This is a genomic window from Streptomyces sp. NPDC051173, assembly GCF_040689515.1.
Lineage (GTDB): Bacteria > Actinomycetota > Actinomycetes > Streptomycetales > Streptomycetaceae > Streptomyces.
On the sequence record NZ_JBFBBD010000061.1, the window covers coordinates 1 to 24,845 of the forward strand.

Sequence of the window (24,845 nt, forward strand, 5' to 3'; positions counted from 1 at the left end):
CGGTTACATTCCGAACCCGGAAGCTAAGCCTTTCAGCGCCGATGGTACTGCATGGGGGACCGTGTGGGAGAGTAGGACGCCGCCGAACAAATTTTGATGAAATGCCCTGGTGGGAACTCCGGTTCCTGCCAGGGCATTTCTGCGTTCCCGGACACTTTTACTTCACGCGAGCCGCTCCAACTGGTCGCGCGTCACCCGTCCCAACAGCGGCGCACCGCGCACCAGCCGTGCCACCTCGTCCACCGCGTAGACCCCGAGCCGACGGGCCTCGCTGCCCTGCGCGCCGGCGATGTGCGGGGTGACCAGCACATTCCGTAGCTGGAGCAACTGGTGCCCGGCAGGCAGTGGTTCGGGGTCGGTGACGTCGAGGAAGGCGTCCAGGCGGCCCGAGGCGCACTCGCGCGTGAGGGCTTCCGTGTCGATCAGCAAGCCGCGTGCCGTATTGACGACCGTGCCGCCGTCGGGGATGAGCGCGAGGTGTTCCGCGTCCAACAGATGGTGTGTCTCGGGCAATTGCGGGGCGTGCACGCTGACGATGCCGGCCGCGCGGCAGAGGTCCGCCAGGCCGACGGATTCCGCTCCCAGGCTCGCCGCTTCGGCCTCGGAGACGTACGGGTCGTGCAGGAGGAGCCGATATCCGACGCAGGAGGCGCGCAGGCGGGCCATGACGCGGCGGCCGATGCGGGAGGCGCCGATGATGCCGATGGCGCGGCCGTCGGAGCCTTGGCGGTCACGGAAGGCGGGCCAGCCGGATTCATAGGCCGCCGCGGTCGAGAGGGCCTTCTTTGTAGCCAAGGTGATGGCGGCGAGGCTGAAGTCGACGACCGGGCCGGCATTGGCCCCGGCGGCGGAGGAGACAGCTATGCCGCGTTCCCATACCCCCGCCGTCACCAACTCCTTTATCGACCCGGCCGCATGGACGACGGCCCGCAGTCGGGGCGCGCATTCCAGTACGTCCTCCGTCAGGGCCGGGCATCCCCAGCCGGTGATGAGGATGTCGGCGCCTTCCAGGGCCGCGCGGGCCTCCGGAGTAGTGAGTGGTCCGACGAGTGTGCCGAGCACCGGAGCGGCGAGCTCCGCGAGCCTGGCCCGTAGATCGGGGGGCAGGACCGCCGCGGCTTCGTCCGCCCCCATGGCTATGACTACGACCATCCCCCGTATACCGTTCACGCGCTCTCCCATGCCCTCGTGGCAAAGCGGGAAAACTGATTTGCCCTGGCCATGGGCGCAGGTTGACCATCGGCAGATGGAGCATCTGATCAGAACCGTACGGCCCGACGAGTGGCGGAAGGTCAAGGAGTTGCGCCTGATCGCGCTCTCCGACCCGGTCGCGCCGATCGCCTTTCTCAGTACCTATGACGAAGCTGTCGCCCAGCCGGACGAGTTCTGGCAGGGCAGGGCGCTCTCCACGTCCTTCGTCGCCGAGGGGCCGGACGGCGAATGGGCGGGGAATGCGACCGTCTTGGTGGAACTGCCCGGTGCCGAGGGCGTTTTCGGTGCTCCGGCGGTCGTGCCGCAGACGCATCTGGTCGGAGTCTTCGTACGCCCTGAGCACCGCGGCACGGGACTGACGGAGGCTCTCTTCCGGGCGGCGCTCGACTGGTCGTGGGGGCTTTCGGAGCCCCAGGTCGCTCGTGCGCGGCTCTATGTGCACGAACGGAACACTCGTGCCGAGGGGTTGTACCGGAAGCTGGGTTTCGAGCGGACCGGCGTCACCGTGCCGATGCAGGGCGATCCGTCCGCGCTGGAGTACGAGATGGCGCTCGCCCGGCCCGCTGTCTGACGCGTACGGGGAGACGGGCGCGCGGCCGCGTCATGGGCTCGCCTGCAAGGGGCGGCCCCAGCGGGCGCGTGCCTGTTCCTCCGAGCGCAGGAGGGCGAACGCCGGCAGGCCCAAGGACTCGCCCTCCGCCAGGAGACCGGGCAGGGAGGGCGCCGGCGCCACCGCCGCGACGTCGTCCAGGACAAACGTCAGTGGTGGGTCGAGCCGACCGGCAGATGACCCTCCGGCCATGCCCCGGCCGAGCTCGACCACGCTTGCGACGAGTGCGGTCAGCAGGGGCATCGCACCCGGGCGGGTGCGGGGATCCTCAATCGCCTCACCCATCACGTACAGGGTTCCCCCTTCGGCGATGAATGATTCCCACGCGAGCGCATCGGCTCGATTGGGATTGCACGCGTCCCGAATATGGATGGACGAAAGGGAATTGAGGGCCCGACTCGTCAATTCCTGTGCTATATCCCGACGTTCCGGATGGCCCGTCAGTGCCGACTCCAGCTCGCCCGCCGCGCCACCCGCCGCCTTGGGGTGCGTACGGAGGATCCGTACGGGCTCGTGAGCCCCCGTTCCCTGGGCCCAGCGGTGCACTTGGCGGAACGGGCGGCCGTCCACGGCCGCCGCGTGCAGCCAGCAGCGCAGCAGGGTCTCCGCGGTGTCGGCCGTCGCCGAGTCAAGGGCGCTCCGCGGGCGCACGGGCGCGAGCAGCGCGGCCGCGCGCGTGGCCGCCGTGTCGCGGACCTCGCAGCCGGTGGTGGGGGACCAGCGGAGGCGGCTGGGGGTGTCGAGGAGATGGCTCGGGTCGAAGACGTGGACCGGGCCGAGCTTGGCGCGGGAGTCCTTGGTGTCGGCCCACAGCCCCGGGTCGCTGGTGGTCACCAGCACGGGCCCGGCCGCTTCGAGGATCGCGCGCGCCGCCGCACCGCGCCGGTCGGTGCTGTGGACGACGCGCGGCGTCGGGGCGTCCATGGGCGGAGCGGGAGGTGCCGCGGCGGGCTGCTGCCGTTCCGTGGGCTGCGGCGGTACGGCGGTCGCGGCCGGTGGGGGCTCGGTCTCCGCGGGGGAGGTGGTCTGAGAGCTCGCAGGAGCCTCTGTCGGGGCCTGTGCGGCCGTCGGCGTCCCCGCTGTCGCCTCCGCCCGCCTCCGGGCCCGTACGGCCCGCCAGCGGGTCCACGTGCCCAGCACGAAGACGCCCAGCACGACGAGCGCCAGCAACTCGCCGATGAGGAGGCCCCAGAAGAGCCCGTATCCCGAGAGGGCGGCCGGAGGGGTGTCCGGCCAGGCGGCCGCGAGGTCGTGCGGCTCGGTGGCCAGGTGGCGCAGGGCCACGGGCGTACGGTCCAGGCTGACGCCGTCCGGCCAGTCGCCGTGGACGGCCAGGCCGGCGAGGCCGGTCGTCACCCACACCAGCAGGGTCAGACCCAGCAACAAGGCGATGACGCCGACCAACAGACCGTCCGGAATGCCACGTTCGGGTCTGCGTTCTCCGGTGGGGCGGGATCCGCTCACGGGTCAGGCCACCGTCGACTCGGAGCCGTACGCCCCGTCGGTCAGCTGTGCCTCCATGGCTGCGGCCGCGCGTTCGGCGGCCGCCGCCTCCGCCGCGAGTTCGCGGGCCAGATAGTCCTCACCGTTCTCGGTCATCGCGCGGTCGGTGAAGACCAGGGGCCGCTCGGCGTCGGTGATCAGATGCTTGACCACTTGGACGTTGCCGTTGACGTCCCACACGGCGATGCCGGGCGTCAGCGTGGGGATGATCTCGACGGCCCACCGCGGCAGGCCGAGGACCCTTCCGGTGGCGCGGGCCTCGTCGGCTTTCTGTGCGTAGATCGTGCGCGTCGAGGCCATCTTCAGGATCGCGGCCGCCTCCCGCGCGGCCGCGCCGTCGACCACGTCCGACAGGTGGTGCACCACCGCCACGAACGACAGGCCGAGCCGTCGGCCGAACTTCAGCAGACGCTGGAAGAGCTGGGCCACGAACGGTGAGTTGATGATGTGCCAGGCCTCTTCCACCAGGAAGATTCGCTTCTTGCGGTCCGGGCGGATCCAGGTGTGCTCCAGCCACACGCCCACGATGGCCATCAGGATGGGCATGGCGATGGAGTTGCGGTCGATGTGGGAGAGGTCGAAGACGATCAGCGGCGCGTCGAGGTCGATGCCGGCTGTCGTCGGCCCGTCGAACATGCCCCGCAGGTCACCGTCGACCAGCCGGTCCAGCACGAGGGCGACGTCCAGTCCCCACGCGCGTACATCGTCTATGTCGACATTCATCGACTCCGCGGACTCGGCTTCCGGATGGCGGAGTTGCTCGACGATGTCGGTCAGCACGGGTTGACGGTCGAGGATCGTCTCGTTGACGTACGCGTGCGCCACCTTGAGCGCGAAACCGGACCGCTCGTCCAGGCCGCGGCCCAGGGCCACTTCGATGATCGTGCGCAGCAGGGCGAGCTGTCCGGTCGTGGTGATCGAGGGGTCCAGCGGGTTGAGCCGGATGCCGCCGTTGAGCGCGGCCGTCGGGTCGAGCCGGATGGGCGTTATCCCCAGCTGCTGGGCGATGAGGTTCCACTCGCCGACGCCGTCCTCGCCCTGTGCGTCGAGGACGACGACCTGCCGGTCGCGGAAGCGCAGCTGGCGCAGGACGTACGTCTTCTCCAGCGCCGACTTGCCGTTGCCGGACTCACCGAGCACCAGCCAGTGCGGGGCCGGCAGCTGCTGCCCGTACAGCTGGAAGGGGTCGTAGATGTAGCCCTTGCCGGAGTAGACCTCGCGCCCGATGACGACGCCGGAGTCACCGAGGCCCGGGGCCGCGGTCGGCAGATAGACGGCCTGGGCCTGCCCGGTGGAGGTCCGCACGGGCAGCCGGGTGGTCTCCACCTTCCCGAACAGGAAGCTGGTGAACGCCTCGGTGAGTACGGCCAGTGGGTCGAGCACGGCGGTTGCCCCTATCGTCGGATGCCGGTCGCGAACGGCAGCGTGTTGACGAAGGCCCGGTGGTGCTCGCGGTCGCACGAGTGGCGCGGAGCGCGAGGGCGGGCCTGCACAGCGCTGCTGTCTCTCGTCGGCTGTGCGCCGGCGGCAAACGCCTCGGTGGGTACGGTCGGTGGCTTGAGCACGGCGGTTGCCCCTATCGTCGGATGCCGGTCGCGAACGGCAGCGTGTTGACGAAGGCCCGGTGGTGCTCGCGGTCGCACCACTCCAGCTTGAGGTAGCTCTTGCCCGCCGACGCTCTTATCGTGCGCTTGTCGCGCGCCAGTGCCTCCGGTGAGCGCGATGACACGGTGATGTATCCGACGAGGTTGACGCCGGCCGCGCCGCTCGCGAGGTCCTCGCCGCGCTGGTCGACGCGGGAGTGGTGGGCGACGTCGCGCGGGTCGACGACCCGGTTCATCTTGGCGGCGCGCGAGGCGTCCGCGTCGTCGTTGGTCTTCTCCGTCAGCATCCGCTCGATGGCGACGTCCGTCGGCTCCAGATCCATGCAGACGGCGACCGTCCGGATGACGTCCGGGGTGTGCACGAGCAGCGGCGCGAGGAAGTTGACGCCCACCGGCGTCATCGGCCATTCCTTCACCCAGGCGGTGGAGTGACACCAGGGTGCGCGTGTTGACGACTCGCGTGTCTTCGCCTGGAGGTACGTCGGCTCCATGGCGTCCAGTTCGGCGGGCCACGCGTTGCGCTGCGTCATCGCCTGGATGTGGTCGATGGGGTGGTCCGGGTCGTACATCGAGTGCACCAGCGACGCCAGCCGCCCCTGCCCGAGCGGCTGGCGCACCCGGATGTCCGCCTCGGCGAGCCGGGCGCAGATGTCGGTGAGTTCGCGCGCCATGACGACGGCGAGCCCGCCGTCCCGGTCGAGCCGCCGTGCGCCGCCCTCGTGCCGGGAGGCGCGCGCGATGGTCTGCGCCTCGGCGGCCAGGTCGCGGGTGTAGTGCATGCAGGCGACGAGGTAGGCGCGGTGCTGCTCGGAGGAGGTCGAGACCATGGACTGCAGTTGGTCGTAGGAGTCCTTGAGCCACTTGGGAGACTTCTCGTCGCCCCGGCGCTCGACGTCCTTGGCGTGCGCGTCGGGGTCGGCGGGCAGCGTACGGGCCAGCATCTGGATGCGCGTCACATAGCCGTCCCCGTTGGCGACGTGCTTGAGCAGCGTGCCGAACCGGTCGACGAGCGCCTCCTGGTCCTCCGAGTCGCGCAGACCGACGCCCGGCCCCTCGATCTCGATCGCCGCGGTGACCGTACGGCGGTCGGCGTGCAGCAGGACGGCGATCTCGTCCGGGCCGAACGGCGCCGCGAGCCAGCTGATCCGCCCGATCCCCGGCGGCGGCCCGACCTCGATCTCGCGCCCGTCCAGGCGCGTACCGGCCTCGGCCGCGGACGAGCGGTACGTGGTGCCGCGGCGCAGGGTGCGCTTGTACGTGCGGTTGATCTCGAACCACTTGTAGAACGTGCGCTGTTTGTACGGGACGTACACGGCTGCCAGCGCCAGCGCCGGGAAGCCGCTGAGCGTCAGGATCCGCAGCGGGAGGATCGGCACCAGGAGGCCGCACATCATGCCGAGGAACGCGCCGGCGATGATCAGGGCGATCTCGCCGGTCTCCCGGTTCTTGCCGACGACCGCGTTGGGACGGGCGCGGCCGATCAGATACGTACGGCGGGCCGCGATCGGCTGGGACTGGGCCTGGATCGTCAACTCCGCTCACCTCCTGGCGTATTGCTGCGGTTCTGCGCGCGAGGCGCCGGTACGGCGGAGGGGGCGCTTCCGTTGCCGGCCTTCCCGCCTTCCGGGCGCGCGGGCGCGCGGGTGCTGTGGGCGGCGACACCGCCGGAGACGGAGTTGCCGGGACGGGCCTGGGCGCCGCCGTTCCCGCCGCCCCCGCCGTTGCCGCGGGTGCTGTGGGTGGTGATGCCCTGCTTGACGAGGGCGGCGGGTGAGGAGATCACGGCGGCCGCCTGCCGGGAGGCCGCGTCCTTGCTGGCGTTGCGCGTGTGGACGATCTCGTCGCCGAAGCCGGGGACGAAGCGGTAGATCATCGCGCTGGCGAAGATGGCGAGGATGATGATGGCGAGCCCGGAGACGACCGCCGAGAAGGAGTTCGGGCCCTTTCCGGAGGACAGGGCTCCGGCCAGTCCCAGCACCACGACGATGATCGGTTTCACCAGGATCACCGCGATCATGACGCCCGCCCAGCGGCGCACGTGGCCCCACATGTTCTTGTCGACCAGACCCGCGTAGACGGCGGTGCCGAGCAGGGCGCCGACGTAGAGCAGGGCGGCCCGGATGACCAGCTCCAGCCACAGCACGCCGGCGGCGAGCACGGAGACGAGCGACACCACGATCAGCATGATCGGCCCGCCGCCGATGTGGTCGCCCTTCTGGAGGGCGTCGGCGAAGGCGCCGAAGAAGGTGTCGTTGTTCGAACCACTGCCGGTGGCGATGACAGCCGTGACGGCGTCGGTGGCGGAGACGAGGGTGTAGAGGATCAACGGGGTGAACGCGGAAGCGAGCACCGTCAGCCACAGGAACCCCACGGCCTCCGTGAACGCCTCCGTGAACGGCACGCCGCGCACGGCCCGCTTGGCGACGGCCAGCAGCCAGAGGACGAGCGTGAGGATGCTGGACGCGGCGAAGACGACGGCGTACTGCTGGAGGAAGGTGGCGTTGGTGAAGTCGACGTTGCCGGTGGCGTGCACGGCTTCGGAGAGCTTCTTGATGATCCAGGAGGCGGCGTCGGCGCAGCCTTTGGCGAGGGAGTTGAGGGGGTCTGTGGAGGATTGGGGGTCGGGGGTGGTGGAGCCGCCGTCCTGCTTGCCGCCCTCGCAGTATTGCTTCGCCATGCCCGAGATCAGGTCGCACGGGCTCTTGCTGTGGCTGGCGCCGGGGGAGGGCAACGTCGAAGGGGCGGTCGACGGCGGCGTGGACGGTGGTGCGGACGGGTTCGGGGCCGAGGGCGAAGGGGGAGCCGCCGTCGCCCTTGAGGCGAGCGTGAACAGGGCCACCTGGGCGGAGACCACCACCGCTGTGACGGAGAGGCCGCGAAGACGACGGCTACCTGGCATAAGTGAACCCTCCGTACCCGTTGACCGCGTTCGTGATCTCCTCGGCTCCCGCGGCGGGTACGTCACCGCTGACGGGGGCCGGGCCCTGCTTCTGATCGGATGACGCGATCTTCCAGTCGTTGCCCACCCAGCGGAGCTTCTGGGTCATGGTGAACCACGTCTGGGTGACCGGCTTGGTCGATCCCTGTCCCGCGAGGCCCACCAGGCCCGTGCACCAGACCGCGACCGTCGCCTCGTCGTCGCTGTACGCGGTGGCCTTCGTGCCGACGGGCACCGTGCGGGACACGAAGGTCAGTCCCTTCGGCGCCGAACCATCGGTGTTCAGGCCGACGTTCTTGAAGAAGTCGGCGCTGTACGCCTTGTCCAGGGCGGTCTGGAGAGCGGGTGCCGCGTCGGGGGTGTGGACGCTGTCCACGATCGCGTGGCGGGTGTCCGTCTTGAACATTCCGTCCCCGCCGAGCGCAACCGCGTAATTCGAAGCCGCCGACTGCGCCCCCTGCTCCGTATGCGCGAACCCCGACGCGATCCCCGTCGCCCCGTCCTTGCCCGTCACGGGTTTCACTCCCGTGGGAGCGGTCGGCTGCGCGCTCGCTTTGCCGCCGCTCGTATCCGAGTCGGAGGAGGAGCCGCCGCCTCTGTTGGCGAAGGCGATCGCCGCGATGAGGAGGACGACGACGCCGACGACGGTGATCAGGTGCCGACTGGAGAGGCCGCCGCCCCGACCGCCGCCGCGTGGGCGCCGGTTCGGGCCGTACGGGTCGGCCTCGCCCTCCGGCAGGCGGGTGCGCGTCAGGTGGCGGTCGAAGCCGGCGGGCTCGTCGTAGTCGCCGCCCGGACGGCCGGGTTCCTGGCCGTAGCCGTCGTCACCGAGACTCATCGCGCGCACGTCCCCTCATACGTCTTCGCCGCTGTGGCACCCGCATATGACGGTAGCGGCGCGGAGCGGTTCTGGGGGGAGGAGTACGAGGGGGTGTGAGGGGGCATCAGGTGGCAGCCTCGGTGCGGGGGGACTCGGGGACGAGAGGGTCTGCGCGGGGGTGATGCGCGGCGGGACTCATGGGATCGGTGGGGCGGTTGGGGCCGACGATAAAGAGATGGCCGGACGGTGGGGCCGGTTCGTCAAGAGGGCCGCGCGGTAAGGCCGGATCGCGTGGGTCAGATGGCCATGCCGTAGACAATGGTGAAGAGAGTGCCGAGCGAGCCGATGATGAATACGCCGGTGAGTCCGGCCACGATCAGTCCCTTGCCCTGTTCGGCGCTGAAAGTGTCCCGCAAGGCCGTCGCCCCGATGCGCTGTTTCGCCGCGCCCCAGATCGCGATGGCGAGGCAGAGCAGGATGGCCGCCGCCATCACGACCTCGACCAGAACGCGCGCCTCGTTGCCCAGGCTGCCGAACGGCCCCCATTTCGGGGCAATTCCGCCAATGATGGTGTTGATGTCACCCTTGTCGCCGGCCGCCAAAAACATTTGTAACTCACCGCCCCTTATGGGTAGTTGTCAACCCCTCCACCGCCTGGCAAAGGTCAGGACCTATCTTCGCCGACGATGCCGCTCCGGCATGTCGACTTGGCGCCATTTTTTGCCGGAACCCGTACGCGTTTCACGATGCCGGTGCGACCTGCGGCGCGAGGCGCTGTCAGTGGGGAGTTCTATGGTGACTCTGTGTATCACGCGTATGGACGGCGAGCAATGATCGGGTAGGTGGGGGCCCATGCGGATGTTCGGGTGGCGGTGTGTTCGGTCGGTACGCTGGAGCCCGCGCCGCCCGGTTGACCACCGGGCCTCGTGGCTGTGGGGCCTGATCGCCGTGTGCGTCGCCCTCGCCGCCTGTGTCCGGCGCTCCGGGGGCGTCGAGAACAAGGGTGGTACGGGTGCTGGTAGCCGATCGGTACCGGCTGGGAGAGCTCCTCGGCCGCGGCGGCATGGGCGAAGTCTGGGAAGCCCGGGACGAGGTGCTCGGCCGTCAGGTCGCGGTGAAGCTGCTGCTGGGCGACGGGGCCGACGAGTCGGCGGCGTCGCGGTTCCGGCTGGAGGCGCAGACGGCCGCCCGCCTGAATCACCCCCAAGTGGTCGGTGTCTACGACTTCGGGGCCTGGGACGGGCGTTTCTATCTGGTCATGGAGCTGGTCCGGGGCCCGAGCCTGGCCCAGGAGCTCGCCGCGCGCGGCACCCTGGATCCCGCCCGCGTCGCCCGCATCGCCGCCCAGGCGGCCTCCGGGCTGGCGGCCGCGCACCGGCAGGGAGTCGTCCACCGGGACGTCAAGCCCGGCAATCTGATGCTCGACGCCGACGACACCCTGAAGATCGGCGACTTCGGCATCGCCCGCTTCGTGGACGAGACGTCCACGGCGCTGACCAGGGTCGGCCAGATCGTCGGCACGAGCACCTACCTCGCCCCCGAGCGCGCGCTCGGCCGGATGGCCGGGCCCGCCTCCGACGTGTACGCACTGGGCTGCGTGCTCTACCAGCTCCTCGTGGGCCGGCCGCCGTTCTGGGCGGACAGCCCGACGGCGCTGCTCTATCTCCACGTCGACGCGGCGCCCGAGCCGCCGGGCCGGCACCGGGCCGACCTGCCGCCCGCCTTCGAGTCCTGCCTGCTGCGCATGCTGGCCAAGCAGCCGGAGGAGCGGCCGTCGGCGGAAGAGGTGGCGGAGTGGTTCGCGGGGCCGTCGTGGCAGGGTGCCCCTCCGGCCGCGCCCCTGGCCGCGCCGGGGCCTGTCGGGGGCACGGCTCCCGCGCCGATGCGGGCTGCCGCGCCGCCGGTGGGGCAGCCGGTGCCCGCGCCTGCGTCCGCGCGTATGCCCGCTCCTGTGTCGATGCCGATTTCCGCACCGGTCTCCGCACCTGTCCCGGCGCCGGTGTCCGCCCGGGCTTCCGCGCCGATGGCCGCGCCGGTTTCCGCGTCCGCGCGGCGTGGGCGCAAGGAGGCGCGGAAGTCGAAGACGTTGGGCATCGCCGTTGCCGGAGCCGTGGCGTTCGTGCTGGCCGCGGTGTTCGGTGCCTGGGCGTTCGGGTCCGGTGGGGGCGGGGGAGCGCGGCAGCCGGGGCCGGGCGTTCAGCGGGTCGTTCCGGCGGAGGCGACTGCTCCGCCTTCGGGCGAGGTGCGGAAGAAGGGGCATGGGAAGCGGGGCGAAGTGGGCCGGGAGTCCGACGACTGATCGGTCGCGGTGCGTCTCTTTCCCCTACCCGCCCCTTCCCACAACCGGGGCTGCGCGCCCCGGGACCCCGGCCGCGGGCCGGTTCACCGCCGTTGGCGGGGTGCCTTGCCGGGGGAGCGTCCTCAGGGCCGGACGGGCTGATTTCCCGGGCCCCGCCCCTATCCCGGCAGCATCTGATGTGCGGCTCTGCCATGGGGGCTTCGCCGAGTCGGGGCTGCGCCCCAGGCCCCGCGTCATGCCTCGCGCGTTGTCCTCAAGCGTCGGACCGGCTGGATCGCGCACCGCGGCCCATAAACCGGCCCGGCCGGCGAGGGCGTTCGCGACGCAGCCCGTCCCGCGACAGTGCGGCGCCGTCCGCTCCCCCACGCCACGCCCTTACTCCACGCCCTCCACGAAATGGTCGAACTCGCCCGCCTTCACGCCCAGGACGAACGCGTCCCACTTCGCGTCGGTGGTCACCACGACCTCGTCCGGCCGGTGGTTCTCGCGGATGTAGACATTGCCGTCGTCACCGAAAGCGACCTCCAGATATTCCGTTTCGTCACCCTCGGTCGCCGGAATCCAGTTGAGTTCTGCCACGGTCCCCCCTCAAGGGATGTACGGCTGAATGCCGTTGCTCACGATAGAGGAACACCGGTGGCCCCGCCCGTGCTCTCCTGACCCTCCGTTCGATTTCTGTCGCCCGCTGTATACGCTTCCCTGAAAGGGGAGGAGCGGGCCACGGTGGCGTTGACGGATGAGATTGGCGCGATTCATGCGCTGCGAGGGCGGCCGGCCGCGCTGATCGGCGAGTTCCGGCGGACCGCGGTGCTCGTGCCGTTGGACGACCAGGGCGGGCTGTGGACCGCGGAGTTCGGCGGGGTCCAGTGGGTCCACGCCTTCACGGACGAGACCGCGCTGGCCCGGTTCGCCGCGGCCCGTGGTGAGGCGGAGCGCGACTGGGCGTACCGCTCCGTGCTCGGCGCCCGGCTGCTGGACGTGGTCGTCCCGGCCGTCGGTGAACCGACGGGTGTGGCGCTGGACGTGGGCGGCGAGTGGCCCATGATGTTCCCGCCCGTGGTGGGCGTCGTGCCTGAGCACGCGGCCGTCGACGGAGTCGCCCGATGAGCGACGGGGACGGTATGGACGCGCCCAAGGACGCCCTCGACAACATCGCCAAGGGGATCAACGGCGCCATCGACGAGCTGAAGAAGTCCGGCGGATCGCCCGGTGAGGCGGCCACCGGCCGTGGCTTCTCCGAACTCACCCTCTCGGGAATGGAGACAGGGCACCAGGGCTTGACGGACGCCTTCAAGTCGTTCTGTCACCGGTGGGAGTGGGGTGTCCGGGCGCTGGTGCACGACGGCAGCCAGTTCGCGCAGCGCGTGGGGCTGGCCGCCGGCTACTACCACGAGGGCGACGCGTATATCTCGAACACCTTCAAGGTGACCACCAACGCCCTTATGGGCAACCCCCACATGACCGAGGAGCAGGCGGAGCAGCAGTCCTGGAAGCAGACGCTCTCGGACAACCCGGTCAACGACATCGCCCACCCCGACTACAGCGCCGGCTCCTTCAAGCAGGCCGCCCATCACACCGACGAGACGCTCGCGCGGACCATCGCGGACATCAAGGGCGAGTCACCACGGACTGGAGAGCGTCACTGATGGCCATCTGGGACGGCATCGGCGACAAGATCGAGCACGCCGTCGACGCGGGCAAGAGGGGTCTCGGTGAGGCCGTCGAATGGGGCGGGCACAAGATCGGCGACGGTCTCGACGGTGTCGGTCTGCACCGCGCGGCCCACGCCGTCGACGACTGGTCCGACAAGCGCGCGGCCGAGCTGGGCGCCGAGGTCGGCGAGAAGCAGCTCGACGCGACCGACGACCCCAAGGAGCTGGTGCACGGCGACGCGAAGCGCATCGAGGCGACCGCGGGCCACTTGCGGAGCTTCCGTACCGCCTTCAACACCGCTCACGCCGGCATACAGAAAGTCGATCCCGCGCGATGGAAGGGCGAGGGATCGGACAACTTCGCGCAGAAATTCGCCGAGCACGCCCCGAAGTGGGCGCACGCGGCCGATTCCTGTCAGGACGCGGCGACCGCCCTGTCCGCGTACGCGCACACCGTCACCTGGGCGCAGGCGCAGGCCAGGGAAGCGGTGCGCCTCTACAAGCAGGGCAAGGACGCCGCCAAGAAGGCCGTTGACGACTACAACAAGGCGGCCGACGCGTACAACGCGAAGGTGAAGGCCGGCCAGGACCCTGGGCCGACCCCGCCCCCGTGCACCGACCCCGGCATCGCCGACCGCAAGGAGGCGCAGCGGATCCTCACCGAGGCGCGGAAGCAGCGCAACACCGCGGCCGCGGAAGCGCAGGGGAAGATCAGCAAAGCGGTCGAACTGGCCCCGAAGCTGCCGAAGTTCTCCGACCGGTTCGCCGGTGACGCGAAGGACCTCTTCGACGGCGGTCAGGTCGAGGCGATGCACCTCCTGGGCGGCGCCGTCCGCTCGGTGGCGGACATGACGCGGTTCGCCCGTACCCTCAACCCGCTCGACCCGTACAACATCACCCACCCCGCCGCGTACCTCGACGGTGTCGTCCAGACCGACGCCGGCCTCCTCTCGCTCGCCGCCCACCCCGGCCGCATCCCCGGCACGCTCCTCGGCGACGGCTGGGGTTCGGACCCCTCCGAGGCCTTGGGCCGCCTCGCGGGCAACATCACGATGGCGGTGGCGACGGGCGGCGGCAGCACGGCCGCCAACGCGGGCGAGCGGATGGCGATCGGAGCGGAGCGCGGGATCGCGCGGCAGGCGGGCGAGGAGGGCGCGGCCAACGGCGCGGCCCGCAAGGCCGTGACCGAGGACGCGCGCGAACCGGCCGTCCAGGACAAGGTCAAGTGCACCGACGGCACGGACCCGGTGGACCTGGCCACCGGGAAGATGTTCCTCCCGCAGACGGACGTGGTGCTTCCGGGTGCGCTGCCGCTGGTGTTCTTCCGCAAGGTGCAGTCCGGCTACCGCGCGGGCCGCTGGCTGGGTCCGTCCTGGTCGAGCACCGCGGACCAGCGCCTGGAGATCGACGCCGAGGGCGTCGTCCTCGTCGGCGAGGACGGCACGCTGCTGTCCTACCCCCATCCGGCCCCCGGCGTGCCGACGCTCCCGGCCGAGGGTCCGCGCCACCCGCTGTCGCGCACGCCGGACGGCGACTACGTCGTCACCGACCCGCTGACCGGCCGGGCCTGGCATTTCACGCCGTACGACGAGACGTTCGCCCCACTGGCCCGCGTCACCGACCGCCGTGGCCGCGCGCTCACCTTCGCGTACGCGCCCGACGGCACGCCCACCGCGATCACCGACGACGCGGGCCGCAGCATCCGCTTCACCACCGAGGCGGGCCGCATCACCGCCCTCCACCTGGTGACCGAGGACGGCGCCGAGACGGAGATCGTCCGTTACGGCTACACCGACGGTGACCTCACGGAGGTCGTCAACTCCTCCGGTCTGCCGCTGCGGTTCGGCTACGACGCGCACGGCCGGGTGACGTCCTGGACCGACCGCAACGACCGTCACTACAGCTACACCTACGACGAACGCGGCCGCTGCGTCTTCGAGTCCGGCACCGAAGGCCATATGCGGTGCACCCTGGAGTACGGCGATCCGGATCCGGCGACCGGTCTCCGCGTCACCACGGTGACCGACTCCCTCGGCCACATCACCCGCCACGTCTTCAACGACGCGCTCCAGAACGTCGCCCGTGTCGGACCGGACGGCGCCGCGACCGTCATGCGGTGGGACCGCTACGACCGCCTGCTGTCCCACACCGACCCGCTCGGCCGCACCACGGAGTACGGCTACGACGAGGACGGCCGTCTCACCTCGGTGACCAGGCCGGACGGCCGCGTGGCCACCACCTCGTACACCTTGCTGGGCTTCCCCGACACCATCACGCACGCAGACGGTTCGGTCTGGCGGCACACGTACGACGACTCCGGCAACCGCTCGTCGGTCACGGACCCGGCGGGCACGACCACGCGCTTCACGTACGACGCGTACGGCCATCCCGCCTCGGTCACCGACGCCCTCGGCAGCACGACGCGGGTGCGCTGCGATGTCGCCGGGCTCCCGGCCGACGTGACGGACCCGCTCGGCGGGGTGACCACCTACCGCCGGGACGCCTTCGGCCGCGTGACGACCGTCATCGATCCGCTCGGCGCGACGACGCGTCTGACGTGGACGGTCGAGGGCAAGCTCGCCCGCCGCGTCGCGCCCGACGGCGCGGAGGAGCGGTGGACGTACGACGGCGAGGGCAACTGCGTCACGCACACGGATGCGCTTGGCGGAGTCACCCGCTCCGAGTACACGCATTTCGACCTGCTCACGGCCCGGACCGGCCCGGACGGCGTACGTCACGAATTCACGCACGATACGGCTCTGCGCCTCACCGAAGTACTCAACCCTCAGGGCCTGACCTGGAGTTATGAGTACGACGCGGCGGGTCGCCTGGCCACCGAGACGGACTTCGACGGCAGGACGCTGTCCTACGCGTACGACGACGCCGGGCAGCTCGTCTCCCGGACGGACGCGCTGGGCCAGAGGATCGCCTACGAACGCGACGCCCTGGGCCGGACCGTCCGCAAGGACGCGGCCGGATCGGTCACGACGTACGTCCACGACGCGGCCGGTCGGCTCCTGGAGGCGGCAGGTCCGGACACGACCCTGGTGTACGGCAGAGACCGGCTCGGGCGCATCAAGTCGGAGACCTGCGACGGCCGGACGCTGACCTTCGCCTACGACGAACTCGGCCGCCGCAGGCGCCGGGTCACCCCGATGGGCGCGGTCAGCACCTGGGAGTACGACGCGGCGGGGCGGCGCACGTCCATGAGCGCGTCCGGCCACGCGTTCACGATGGAACACGACGCGGCGGGCCGGGAGATCGCGCGCCACTTCGGCTCCGGGATGACCCTGACCCAGGCTTGGGACCCCTCGGGTCGACTGACCGATCAGACCCTGACCGGCGCGGCGGGAGTGGTGCGCTCCCACACGTACGCCTACCGCCGCGACGGCAATCTCACCTCAATCGACGACCGCGACTTCTCACTGGACGCGGCGGGCCGGGTGACGGCGGTCGACGCGCCGGGCTGGACCGAACGCTACGCGTACGACGAGGCGGGCAACCAGACGTCCGCCTCCTGGCCCGGCCCCGGGCAGGAGGCGGTGGGCCCACGCGAGTACACGGGCACCCGCCTCACTCGCGCGGGCGGCGTCCACTACGAACACGACGCGCTGGGCCGCGTCACCCTCCGCCGCCGGACGCGCTTGTCGCGGAAGCCGGACGTGTGGCGGTACGAGTGGGACGCGGAGGACCGCCTCACGTCCGTGGTCACCCCGGACGGGACGCGGTGGCGCTATCTGTACGACCCGCTGGGCCGCCGCGTGGCGAAGCAACGCCTGTCGGCGTCGGGCGAGGTGACGGAACGGGTGGACTTCACCTGGGACGGCGCGACGCTGGCGGAACAGACGACAACTTCTGTCGACCTGCCGAACCCGATCACGCTGACGTGGGACCACGAGGGTCTGCGCCCGGTCTCCCAAACGGAACGAATATCGGCGGCGGACGCGCCGCAACGCTCCATGGGCCAGCGCTCCTTCGCGATAGTCACCGACCTGGTGGGCACCCCGACCGAACTGATCTCGGAATCGGGCGACGTAGCGTGGCACGCGCGCTCCGCACTCTGGGGCACGACGTCCTGGCCCACGGACAGCACGACGTACACCCCTCTCCGCTTCCCAGGCCAATACTTCGACCCGGAATCGGGTCTCCACTACAACTTCCACCGTTACTACGACCCGGAGACGGGGCGGTATACGTCTCCGGATCCGTTGGGGCTGGCGCCGGCGCCGAATCCGGCGACTTACGTCACGAACCCACACATGTGGGTGGACCCGCTGGGGCTTATGAGCTGCGAACCAGCAGCAATCTCTGAAACCCGGGGCAGTAAGGGAAGTATCATCAGTGCTCACCCGATGAGCGCTGATGAGGCCCTTAAAGCAGGAATCGACTTCCTTGGCGATGGTTACAAAGAGCTGGGAATGAATCGCGGTGTCTTCAGAAGCGCTGACGGGTTGCGCCAGTTCCGAATGGACCAGGACTCTCTGGCAGGGGGCCACTGGCCACATGTACCCCACGTACACATGGAGATATTCGAGAATCCTGGCGACAAGAAGTCCATGGTGAACAATCATGTCCCGTTGGCTGATTAATCTAGAAGAGGGCTGTGGTCATGATTAAGATCGGAATCGTAGGACGCATCGCTTCCGGGGACGAACAAGGGAGGTATGTGATGATCAAGGAGCTTGCGGATGTCCCGCCAAGTTATCTGATCCTCACCGCAGCCGACCGCGAATTCCTCACCGCGGGAGGGGACTTCTGGGTGGAGGATGAAGCTTCCTTGCAGCAGTTCTTCGCGGAAGCGCGCTGGGTCGTCGAATGGGAGCTGACGAGCGAAGGGGGATAAGTTCCGGTACAACACTGTCGTCACGACTTCACGGGAGATCCTGGTGTGTTCGGTGGCTCAGGGATTATGCTCACCGGCTGGCCCCGATCCTCGTGTTCTTGACGTCGGCGAGGAATGACGTCCATGCCTCTGGCGTGACGAGGAGCGCGGGGCCGGCTGGGTCCTTGCTGTCGCGTATGGGTATGGCGGTCGGTATGTTGTCGGCGATCTCTACGCATTCGCCGCCGTTGGGGCTGTTGTAGGTGCTCTTCCGCCAGTCGACCGCGACCTCCACACAGTTGCCACCGTTGGTGCTGTAGCTGCTCTTCTGCCACCTCGTCGCGAGGTCACTTGCTCGGATCACGGGCCTAGCTCCTTCAAGTGCGAACTGATCAGGTCTGCGGACTCTTTGGGGGACAGGGCCACCGCCCGGAGAAGGCCGTAGGCGTGGGTTGCTGCGTTCACCTCGTTCGCGTCCGCCGTGGTCCGGCCTTGTGAGAAGCCGTCCACGAAGAGCACGTCCGCGCCTTCGTCGAAGCCCAGAATCGTGAACGGGCCGGCCAAGCCGGCATGAGCGGGTACGGTGCGGGGAATTACCTGAACCACCGTACGGGGCTCCTGTCCTGCCGTCAGCAAGTGTGCGAGCTGCTCTCGCATGACCTTCCTCCCGCCGATGGCGCGGAGCAGCGCGGGCTCGTCCACCACGAACCAGCACCGGGTGCCACTTTTGAGCAGGCTCTGTCGTGTCATTCGCGCCGCCACGAGGTCGTCCAGGTTTTCGGGGCGTACAGCTTCGAGCATGGCGCGCGCGTAGTTTTCGGTCTGCAACAAGCCCGGGATGATCTGGGACTGGAACTCGTGAACGGTCGCCGCTTCCTGCTCCAACTCGACGTAGCGAACGAACCACTTCGGGTACGCGTATCGCATGACGAGCGGATGCAGTCGCCCGAAGTGCCCATCCGTATCGAACGCCGCGTCGAGGCTCGCCGCCAGTTCCTTCGACGGCACTCGTTTCGCATGCTCCACGTAGCTGATCATCGCTTGCGTCGAGAACGCTTCCTTGGCCGTCTTCTCCTGTGACCACCCAGCCTTCGTGCGCAGTCGCAGCGCCTCGGACCCGAAGAATGCCAGCATGCTCTCGGTCGGGTCCGGCCGGTCGGCCTCAGCGGTCATGAGCGTGGGCCCTTCCTGGTGCGGACACGTGTGTACGGTAACTCTCGTTGCCCTACACCGGAGTTGCCCGCCCCGCGAGGATGGAACACACGAAGGGTAGAACAAATAGCGGTCGCCTTGACATGCGGCGGTACCGCCCGTACGTGGGTAAACCCCGCTCTCGATACCCATTCGGGTGATGCGGGTCAAGTGGCCGGTTCCAGGCCGAAGTTGTGCTTTACGGTGGCCGCAGACGGGTTGCCCTCACGCCGATGTGGGGCGGCCCCTGGCGGTGCTACGAACACCAGTCCAGGGGCCTGTACCCGGTCGGGAGAATGGATCCCACCAAGTGTTCCGGCATGCTACCGCGCCTGCGCGTTCCTTCACGCAGGTTTCCAACGAGATCATTCGTAATCCGAAGCTCTCTTCGGACGCCGTACGGCTGCTCATCTGGCAGCTCTCCCTGCCGCCCGGCGTCGACCTGCCGTTGTGGCAAGTCGCGCAGCGCGCCGGGATCAAGACCACCGGGTTCATCCGTGCGAAGCGCGAGCTGGCCGCTGCCGGTTATTACCACGAGTGGCGCGAGCAGGGGCGGGGCGGGCGGTGGGCCACCGAGCAGCTCGTCTCCGGCGTGCCGCTCACCGCCGAGGAAGCCGCCGCCGTGCGGGCCGGGCAGCCGGGTGCGCAGATTCCAGCCGTCGGTCAGCCGCAGAGTCGGTCCGTCGGCCGTTACCAAGATAAAGACTCAGGGAAGAACACTCCCCAACCTCCCCAACCCGTCCGGCCTGAGCCGGACCTTTGGCCAGAGCCCGAACCGGAGCCAACACCGGAGCCGGGGCCGGGGCCAGAACCGGGGCCAGAACCGGGGCCGGGGCCGGGGCCAGAACCGGGGCCGGGGCCGGAGCCAACACCGGAGCCCGAACCGGAGCCAGAGCCCGAACCGGAGCCACAGCCGACGCCACAGCCGACGCCGGAGCCAGCACCCGCGCCAGCACCCGCGCCCGCATCCCCGCCAAAACCCCAAGCCGCCCCGCCTCCCGACCGCTCCGCGTTCGTGCCCGCGCCTTTCGTCGCCCAAGGCGCCCACGCCCTGACCTCCGTCTCCCGGACCGAACGGCGGCTGCGTCTGACCGTCATGGACATCGCCAGCCTCGCTCCGCTCGCCGGGGAGTGGTTCCAGCGGGGCGCGTCTCTGGCCGAGATCCGGGAGGCGCTCACCGGTGGTCTGCCCGATCACGTCCACTTCGCCGCCGGGATCATCCGGAATCGCTTACTCCGCAAGATGCCGGACGCCCCCACCTTCGCGGAGCAACGCGCTGCCGAACAGCGCTTCACGCCACCACCACCGCCCGTACGGCCAACCGCCCCCGCCCCACCCGCTGACGACACGTCGGGCGCCGTGGCGGCCGCACTCCGCGGCGCGGCCGTTGCGAGAGCGGCGCTACGTGGGGTGGAGGTCGTGATGGCTCCGGCTTAGCGCTTGAGGCTCACCCGCGATGCGGTGCGGAAGTTGCCAGAACGCAGACGTGCGCCGCGAGTTGGGCGGTAGAGTGGCCTCGCGCACTGCGGTGCGCCTCCCCTCATGGATCGTCTCCGGACCCCGGCCCTCGGGGCCCGGCCCGAACCTGAAGATGGTTGCCGACCGGGATTTCGGCAGCCGGTCTGAGGGGAGGCGCCCATGGGGCGTCGCGGGAAGCCGAAGCCATCGGTACGGCAGCGCGTCGAGGACCTTCTGGTCCGTGTCGTGCGAATGCTGGGGAGGTGGCTCAAGGGCTGACCTGAGCCCCGAAGCACGAGGCTCAGGCCGATAGCCCCTGGCTTTCGGCGTGGGCTCCCGCCTACGGATTCCGGTTCCTGGGCGGGGGCCCTTCGCGCTTTACGGTACCGGATCCCCGCCCGGGTGCGACATGGTCTGCGCGAAGCTCAGTGGAGCCGGTCACCCCGCGCGCTTCCCCGACGCTCCTCATGTCAATGGAATTTGACGGATACACGGCGGGCTCGTGGGGGAGGATTGCGGGGTGCGGAAGGTCTGGGTGGGCGTGGGTGTCGGGATCGGGATGGGCCTGTGTTTCATCGGGCTGCTCGTCGTCGGCGTGTACACGGCCGCGGCGAACCTGGTCGGCGGCGGGGGCGGGTCGGGTGAGCTGGCGGGCGGCGCGGTTCCGGCGGAGTATCAGAAGCTGGTGCAGGACTGGGGGAACATCTGCCCCGCCCTGTCGCCGGCCATCCTCGCCGCGCAGATCTACTCGGAGAGCGGCTGGGACCCCAAGGCCGTGAGCCCCGTGAACGCCCAGGGGATAGCGCAGTTCCTCCCCGAGACGTGGGCGAGTCACGCCATCGACGCCAACAAGGACGGCAAGCGGGACATCTGGGACCCGCAGGACGCCATCCCGTCGGCGGCCGTCTACGACTGCGAGCTCTCCAAGGACGTCCAGAGTGTCCCGGGCGACCTGTCGGACAACATGCTGGCGTCGTACAACGCCGGTGCGTACGCGGTCATCCAGCACCGCGGCGTGCCGCCGTACAACGAGACGCAGGGCTATGTGAAGGAGATCCGTACGCTCGCGAAGAGCTTCGCCAGGCCCGTCGCCCGGGTGGCACCCTCGCAGCAGGCGGCCGGTGCCATCTACTACGCGCAGGACAAGCTCGGCACGCCCTATCTGTGGGGTGGCGACGGCACCGCCGCGGACGGGGGGCGCTTCGACTGCTCGGGGCTCACCAAGGCCGCGTACGAAACGGTGGGCATCACCCTGCCGCGCGTCGCCAACGACCAGTGGAACGCGGGCGCGCACCCCAAGCGGAACGAGCTGCTCCCCGGGGACCTGGTCTTCTTCGCGCACGACCTGAACGACCCCCGCAGCATCCACCACGTGGGCCTCTACGTGGGCGGCGGGTACATGATCAATGCGCCGCACACAGGGGCGCTGATCCGCTTCGACAAGATCGACACACCGGACTACATCGGGGCGACCCGGGTCACCGAGGACGGCGCGAAAGCGCTGCCCAAGGCGAAGGGGGGCTGAACTCCCGACCCCGGACCGCGACGATGGGTCACCCTTCGATAACGTCCTGGTGATCATTGAGTGGAGAGTGGAACGCCCGGCCGGAGTGGCGCGTTCCATGAGAGTGGGAAAGCAGCGCCGCCATCGGCGTGCGCAACGGACCACGGGGGTCGGCAGCTGGACGTAGCACGAGGCGACAGATAAGGGGCCACGACACATGGCTGGACTCGCGGTGGGGCACCTCGTGTCGGAGGCCGGGGGCGGGCCGGGCCCCGACAACAGCTTGCTCTACGACATCAACGGCATCGCCAAGGCGGCCCCCAACTGGCTGGATCACGCCATGGAGTTCATCGGCGAGTACGGGATCGTCCTGGGGCTCGCCGTGCTGATGGTCTGCGCCTGGTGGAGCGTCCGCAAGCGGGACGACGCGCCGGCCGCCGTGGCAGGGCTGCTGTGGGCGCCGCTCGCGGCCGGGATCGCGCTGCTCGTCAACATCCCGATCCGGGACTTCGTCAAGCGGCCGCGGCCCTTCGTCGACCACACCGGGCTGGACGTCCTCGTCAAGGGCAAGACCGACTACTCCTTCGTCAGCGATCACGCGACGCTGACCATGGCGCTCGGGGTGGGCCTCTTCGTCGCCAACCGGAAGTACGGCCTCATCGGCATCGGCCTCGCCTTCCTGGAAGGCTTCTGCCGCGTCTATATGGGCGTGCACTATCCGACGGACGTCGTCGGCGGGCTCGCGCTCGGCACGGCGGTCGCGCTGCTGCTGGCTCCACTGGCGATGATGCTGCTCACTCCGGCGATGCGGTTCCTCGCGGGGTCGCGGGCGGGGTGGCTGGTGCGGTCGGGCGGGGCGGTGGCGCCCGTGGTCGCGGCGGCGGGGCGGCCGGAGCGGCCGCTGCCCCGGGACAACGACCTGGCGGCGTAGCGGGGCGCCTGCGGCTCCGCCGCGTGCGGGGCTGCGCCCCGGCCCCCACGGCTGCGGGTTGTTCGCGCCTGCGGCGGGCTTTCCCCCACCCCGCCCCTTCCCGAAACTGGGGATGCGCCCCAGACCCCGCAACACGCTTCGCGCGTTGTCCTCAAACGCCGGACGGGCTGAATTGCGTGCCCGAAGCCGTCGCCGTATGGGACGCCGCGTCCTCGCGTGCGAGTGAGCGGGCCCTGCGGGCCGGGCCGCGCCAGCCGCAGGTGCAGCGGGCGCTGCAGAAGGAACCCGTCTCGCCGGTACTGGTGGAGTGTGCCGCGGAGGGGCCCGCGGCGGCTGTGTCGGACACGTGACCACGCTACCCGGCCGTGACGGCGGTCACCGGGGGTCGTTGACAGTTACGGGTTCCACAGCGCGCTGGCAGGGGGCTGACGGTCATGGTGGTGCGGCGGAGAGGACGCGTGACGGCGGGCGGCATCGCCCTCGGCCTGCTGGTGTCCGGCTGCGCCGGCCAGGCGCGGCCGGAGCTGCGGGGCGATCTCGAGAGCCTGAGCGGCGAGGCCCGCCAGGCGGACGACCCCGGCCGGGCCCGCGAGGCGCTGCGCCGCGCGGCCCGGGCGCTCGCCGAGGCGGGCGGCGCGAAGGTGCGTACGTCGATGGAGACCGTCAGCGGCGGCACCCGGCTGATCATCCGCGGGGCGGGCGGCTACGACTTCGCCCGGCCCGCCGGTGAGTTGACGGTGCTGGTGCCCGCGGACGCGGCGGGTGCGACCGAACACCGTGCCGTCACCGAGGTGTTCGTGCCCGGTGCGCTCTTCATGAAGAACCGCGGGGCGGGCGTCCCCGCGGACAAGTGGGTGAGGCTGTCGACGCCGGCCTTCGCCGACGGCAATCTGCTCACCAACGGCGCCACGGACCCGCTCGCGGCGGCGGAACTGCTCGGCGGGGCGCGTGAGGTGACGTATATGAGGGACGAGTGGGTGGACGGGGTCCGCGTGCGGCACTACTGGGGCACCGTCGACCTCGGCCGGGCCGCGCGCGCCGCGCCCGAGCGGGACCGCGGTCCGCTGGCCGTGGCGGCGAGGGGGTTCTCCAGCGGCACGGTGCGGTTCGACGCGTACCTCGACCGGCAGGGCCTGCCGCGCAGGCTCTCCCACCGGTTCGGTGTCGTGCGGGGCGGGCCGGCGGCGCCGATGACGGTCGTCTCGACCGTCGACCTCTACGACTTCGGCACCAAGTTCGATGTGGCACTCCCGGCTTCCGCCGATATCTATGCGGGGACCGTGGGTTCGCCGCGGAAATAACGCGGCACGGTGTGCTTGGCCATGGAAATGGTCCTTCTGTGCCATGCGCGCCATGTGTACCGATCACTACGCTGGTAAGTCGAAGAACCAGGACCCGAGGAGGTGAATCACGTGGTTTCGCGACGCGGTTCGTCGGGTGGGCCGGATCCCGTGGCCCTCATCGAGATCGATCTCTACGGTGATTTGATGATCGCGGCCTCGAGCGCGGACGAGGACCGCCTGAGCCCGGACCGCATCGACGAGGTGCTGAAGGTCGTCCGGGCGGCGGAGAAGAAGCGGGGCGAGTAACGGCCCGGTCCGCGGCACGCCGCCGGCGCTCCGTGCGGAGCCCCGGGCGTCACGTACGGAGCAGCCGCGCGATCGCCGCGCTCGCTTCCGCCACCTTCGCGTCGATCTCGTCGCCGCCCTTCACCGCGGCGGCCGCCACGCAGTGGCGCAGGTGCTCCTGGAGCAGCTGGAGGGCGAAGGACTGGAGGGCCTTCGTGCTCGCCGACACCTGGGTGAGTATGTCGATGCAGTAGACGTCTTCCTCGACCATGCGCTGGAGGCCGCGGATCTGGCCCTCGATCCGGCGCAGGCGCTTGAGGTGCTGGTCCTTCTGGTCGCTGTAGCCGTGCGGGCCGTGGCCGTGCCCCTGGGCCTGCCCCTGGATCTGCTCGGCCGACGCGTCCGCGCCGGGCGCCTCGCCGTGGCAGGACGTGGCGCCGGTCGTGCCGGCTCCGGCTTCCGTGGTGGTCATGGCGTCCTCCGTCGTCCCTTCCCGGAGCTGGAGTCCGGGGTGCACCGGGCGCCGGCCCGGGCCCTGGGCCAAGGGTGTCGCGCCTGTCGGTGGGTATACCCCACTCGCATACCCCCGGCCGGTATATGGTACAGAATTCGGTGGCCGGAGGCGGTACCTGCCTTCGTGAGCACTCTGCCCGATGGGCGACACTGAGGGAATGCCAGTTAGCCGTGGCCGGATGATGCGCCTAGCATCAACGAGACCGAATCCGCTGCACC

Annotated in this window: 23 protein-coding genes and 1 rRNA gene; 12 read left to right on the plus strand and 12 right to left on the minus strand. The window is 70.1% G+C overall.

Annotated elements, in window-relative coordinates:
- A 5S ribosomal RNA gene (gene rrf, locus AB0435_RS25900) occupies nt 1-88 on the plus strand; the annotation flags it as partial.
- A gap of 74 nt (nt 89-162) precedes the next feature.
- Here rrf and AB0435_RS25905 read toward each other — a convergent pair.
- The gene (locus AB0435_RS25905) at nt 163-1,170 is read right to left on the minus strand and encodes a hydroxyacid dehydrogenase (RefSeq protein ID WP_366428069.1); all 1,008 of its coding nucleotides are present in this window, start codon (nt 1,168-1,170) and stop codon (nt 163-165) included.
- Between the two features lie 76 nt (nt 1,171-1,246).
- Between AB0435_RS25905 and AB0435_RS25910 the strand changes: the two genes are divergently transcribed.
- Nucleotides 1,247-1,783, plus strand: a complete 537-nt coding sequence (locus tag AB0435_RS25910; RefSeq protein WP_366005254.1) for a GNAT family N-acetyltransferase — start codon at nt 1,247-1,249, stop codon at nt 1,781-1,783.
- 30 nt (nt 1,784-1,813) lie between these two features.
- Here the strand turns inward: AB0435_RS25910 and AB0435_RS25915 are convergent, their stop codons facing one another.
- The 6 genes from AB0435_RS25915 to AB0435_RS25940 all read right to left on the minus strand — a co-directional run bounded on the left by AB0435_RS25915 (nt 1,814) and on the right by AB0435_RS25940 (nt 9,295).
- A complete protein-coding gene (locus AB0435_RS25915) occupies nt 1,814-3,286 on the minus strand; it encodes a type VI secretion protein (protein WP_366005253.1) in 1,473 nt (490 codons plus the stop codon).
- A gap of 3 nt (nt 3,287-3,289) precedes the next feature.
- A complete protein-coding gene (locus tag AB0435_RS25920; protein ID WP_366005252.1) occupies nt 3,290-4,708 on the minus strand; it encodes an ATP-binding protein in 1,419 nt (472 codons plus the stop codon).
- Between the two features lie 193 nt (nt 4,709-4,901).
- Nucleotides 4,902-6,455, minus strand: a complete 1,554-nt coding sequence (locus AB0435_RS25925; protein WP_366005260.1) for an SCO6880 family protein — start codon at nt 6,453-6,455, stop codon at nt 4,902-4,904.
- Between the two features lie 2 nt (nt 6,456-6,457).
- Nucleotides 6,458-7,828 carry a hypothetical protein gene (locus AB0435_RS25930; protein ID WP_366005251.1) on the minus strand — a complete coding sequence of 457 codons (1,371 nt, stop codon included), beginning with the start codon at nt 7,826-7,828 and terminating at the stop codon, nt 6,458-6,460.
- The gene (locus tag AB0435_RS25935; protein ID WP_366428088.1) at nt 7,818-8,705 is read right to left on the minus strand and encodes a hypothetical protein; all 888 of its coding nucleotides are present in this window, start codon (nt 8,703-8,705) and stop codon (nt 7,818-7,820) included. Before AB0435_RS25935 ends, AB0435_RS25930 begins: the two co-directional genes overlap by 11 nt.
- Before the next feature lie 278 nt (nt 8,706-8,983).
- Entirely contained in the window at nt 8,984-9,295 is a 312-nt protein-coding gene (locus tag AB0435_RS25940; RefSeq protein ID WP_116213239.1) for a hypothetical protein, read from the minus strand.
- Between the two features lie 404 nt (nt 9,296-9,699).
- Between AB0435_RS25940 and AB0435_RS25945 the strand changes: the two genes are divergently transcribed.
- Nucleotides 9,700-10,986: a protein kinase gene (locus AB0435_RS25945; RefSeq protein WP_366428070.1), complete on the plus strand. Its 1,287-nt coding sequence runs from the start codon at nt 9,700-9,702 to the stop codon at nt 10,984-10,986.
- A 375-nt stretch (nt 10,987-11,361) separates the two neighbouring features.
- On the opposite strand, the gene AB0435_RS25950 is transcribed toward AB0435_RS25945, so the two are convergent.
- A complete protein-coding gene (locus AB0435_RS25950; protein ID WP_361525583.1) occupies nt 11,362-11,565 on the minus strand; it encodes a DUF397 domain-containing protein in 204 nt (67 codons plus the stop codon).
- A 144-nt stretch (nt 11,566-11,709) separates the two neighbouring features.
- Here AB0435_RS25950 and AB0435_RS25955 point away from each other — a divergent pair, with 144 nt between their 5' ends.
- The 4 genes from AB0435_RS25955 to AB0435_RS25970 all read left to right on the plus strand — a co-directional run bounded on the left by AB0435_RS25955 (nt 11,710) and on the right by AB0435_RS25970 (nt 17,481).
- On the plus strand, nt 11,710-12,093 hold the full coding sequence (locus AB0435_RS25955) for an SseB family protein (protein WP_366005249.1): 384 nt from the start codon (nt 11,710-11,712) through the stop codon (nt 12,091-12,093).
- Complete coding sequence (locus tag AB0435_RS25960) at nt 12,090-12,632, plus strand: hypothetical protein (RefSeq protein ID WP_366428071.1); 543 nt, start codon at nt 12,090-12,092, stop codon at nt 12,630-12,632. The genes AB0435_RS25955 and AB0435_RS25960 overlap by 4 nt, the downstream gene beginning before the upstream one ends.
- Nucleotides 12,632-17,227 (plus strand): putative T7SS-secreted protein, encoded by a 4,596-nt coding sequence (locus tag AB0435_RS25965; protein ID WP_366428072.1) that lies wholly within the window; start codon nt 12,632-12,634, stop codon nt 17,225-17,227. Before AB0435_RS25960 ends, AB0435_RS25965 begins: the two co-directional genes overlap by 1 nt.
- Before the next feature lie 80 nt (nt 17,228-17,307).
- A complete protein-coding gene (locus AB0435_RS25970; RefSeq protein ID WP_366428073.1) occupies nt 17,308-17,481 on the plus strand; it encodes a hypothetical protein in 174 nt (57 codons plus the stop codon).
- Nucleotides 17,482-17,551: 70 nt separating this feature from the next.
- Here the strand turns inward: AB0435_RS25970 and AB0435_RS25975 are convergent, their stop codons facing one another.
- Both AB0435_RS25975 and AB0435_RS25980 read right to left on the minus strand, forming a co-directional pair.
- A complete protein-coding gene (locus AB0435_RS25975; protein ID WP_366005258.1) occupies nt 17,552-17,821 on the minus strand; it encodes a DUF397 domain-containing protein in 270 nt (89 codons plus the stop codon).
- Nucleotides 17,821-18,633 (minus strand): helix-turn-helix transcriptional regulator, encoded by an 813-nt coding sequence (locus AB0435_RS25980; protein WP_366428074.1) that lies wholly within the window; start codon nt 18,631-18,633, stop codon nt 17,821-17,823. Before AB0435_RS25980 ends, AB0435_RS25975 begins: the two co-directional genes overlap by 1 nt.
- A gap of 1,033 nt (nt 18,634-19,666) precedes the next feature.
- On the opposite strand from AB0435_RS25980, the gene AB0435_RS25985 reads away from it, so the two are divergent.
- The 3 genes from AB0435_RS25985 to AB0435_RS25995 all read left to right on the plus strand — a co-directional run bounded on the left by AB0435_RS25985 (nt 19,667) and on the right by AB0435_RS25995 (nt 22,545).
- Nucleotides 19,667-20,089: a hypothetical protein gene (locus tag AB0435_RS25985; RefSeq protein ID WP_366428075.1), complete on the plus strand. Its 423-nt coding sequence runs from the start codon at nt 19,667-19,669 to the stop codon at nt 20,087-20,089.
- A 541-nt stretch (nt 20,090-20,630) separates the two neighbouring features.
- On the plus strand, nt 20,631-21,635 hold the full coding sequence (locus tag AB0435_RS25990; RefSeq protein ID WP_366428076.1) for a bifunctional lytic transglycosylase/C40 family peptidase: 1,005 nt from the start codon (nt 20,631-20,633) through the stop codon (nt 21,633-21,635).
- Nucleotides 21,636-21,831: 196 nt separating this feature from the next.
- The gene (locus tag AB0435_RS25995) at nt 21,832-22,545 is read left to right on the plus strand and encodes a phosphatase PAP2 family protein (RefSeq protein ID WP_366428077.1); all 714 of its coding nucleotides are present in this window, start codon (nt 21,832-21,834) and stop codon (nt 22,543-22,545) included.
- 151 nt (nt 22,546-22,696) lie between these two features.
- On the opposite strand, the gene AB0435_RS26000 is transcribed toward AB0435_RS25995, so the two are convergent.
- On the minus strand, nt 22,697-22,891 hold the full coding sequence (locus AB0435_RS26000) for a hypothetical protein (RefSeq protein ID WP_366005233.1): 195 nt from the start codon (nt 22,889-22,891) through the stop codon (nt 22,697-22,699).
- A 112-nt stretch (nt 22,892-23,003) separates the two neighbouring features.
- Here AB0435_RS26000 and AB0435_RS26005 point away from each other — a divergent pair, with 112 nt between their 5' ends.
- Nucleotides 23,004-23,846 (plus strand): hypothetical protein, encoded by an 843-nt coding sequence (locus tag AB0435_RS26005; RefSeq protein WP_366005232.1) that lies wholly within the window; start codon nt 23,004-23,006, stop codon nt 23,844-23,846.
- Nucleotides 23,847-23,957: 111 nt separating this feature from the next.
- A complete protein-coding gene (locus AB0435_RS26010) occupies nt 23,958-24,134 on the plus strand; it encodes a hypothetical protein (protein ID WP_366005231.1) in 177 nt (58 codons plus the stop codon).
- 49 nt (nt 24,135-24,183) lie between these two features.
- On the opposite strand, the gene AB0435_RS26015 is transcribed toward AB0435_RS26010, so the two are convergent.
- A complete protein-coding gene (locus tag AB0435_RS26015) occupies nt 24,184-24,585 on the minus strand; it encodes a metal-sensitive transcriptional regulator (protein WP_366005230.1) in 402 nt (133 codons plus the stop codon).
- Between the last annotated feature and the right edge of the window lie 260 nt (nt 24,586-24,845).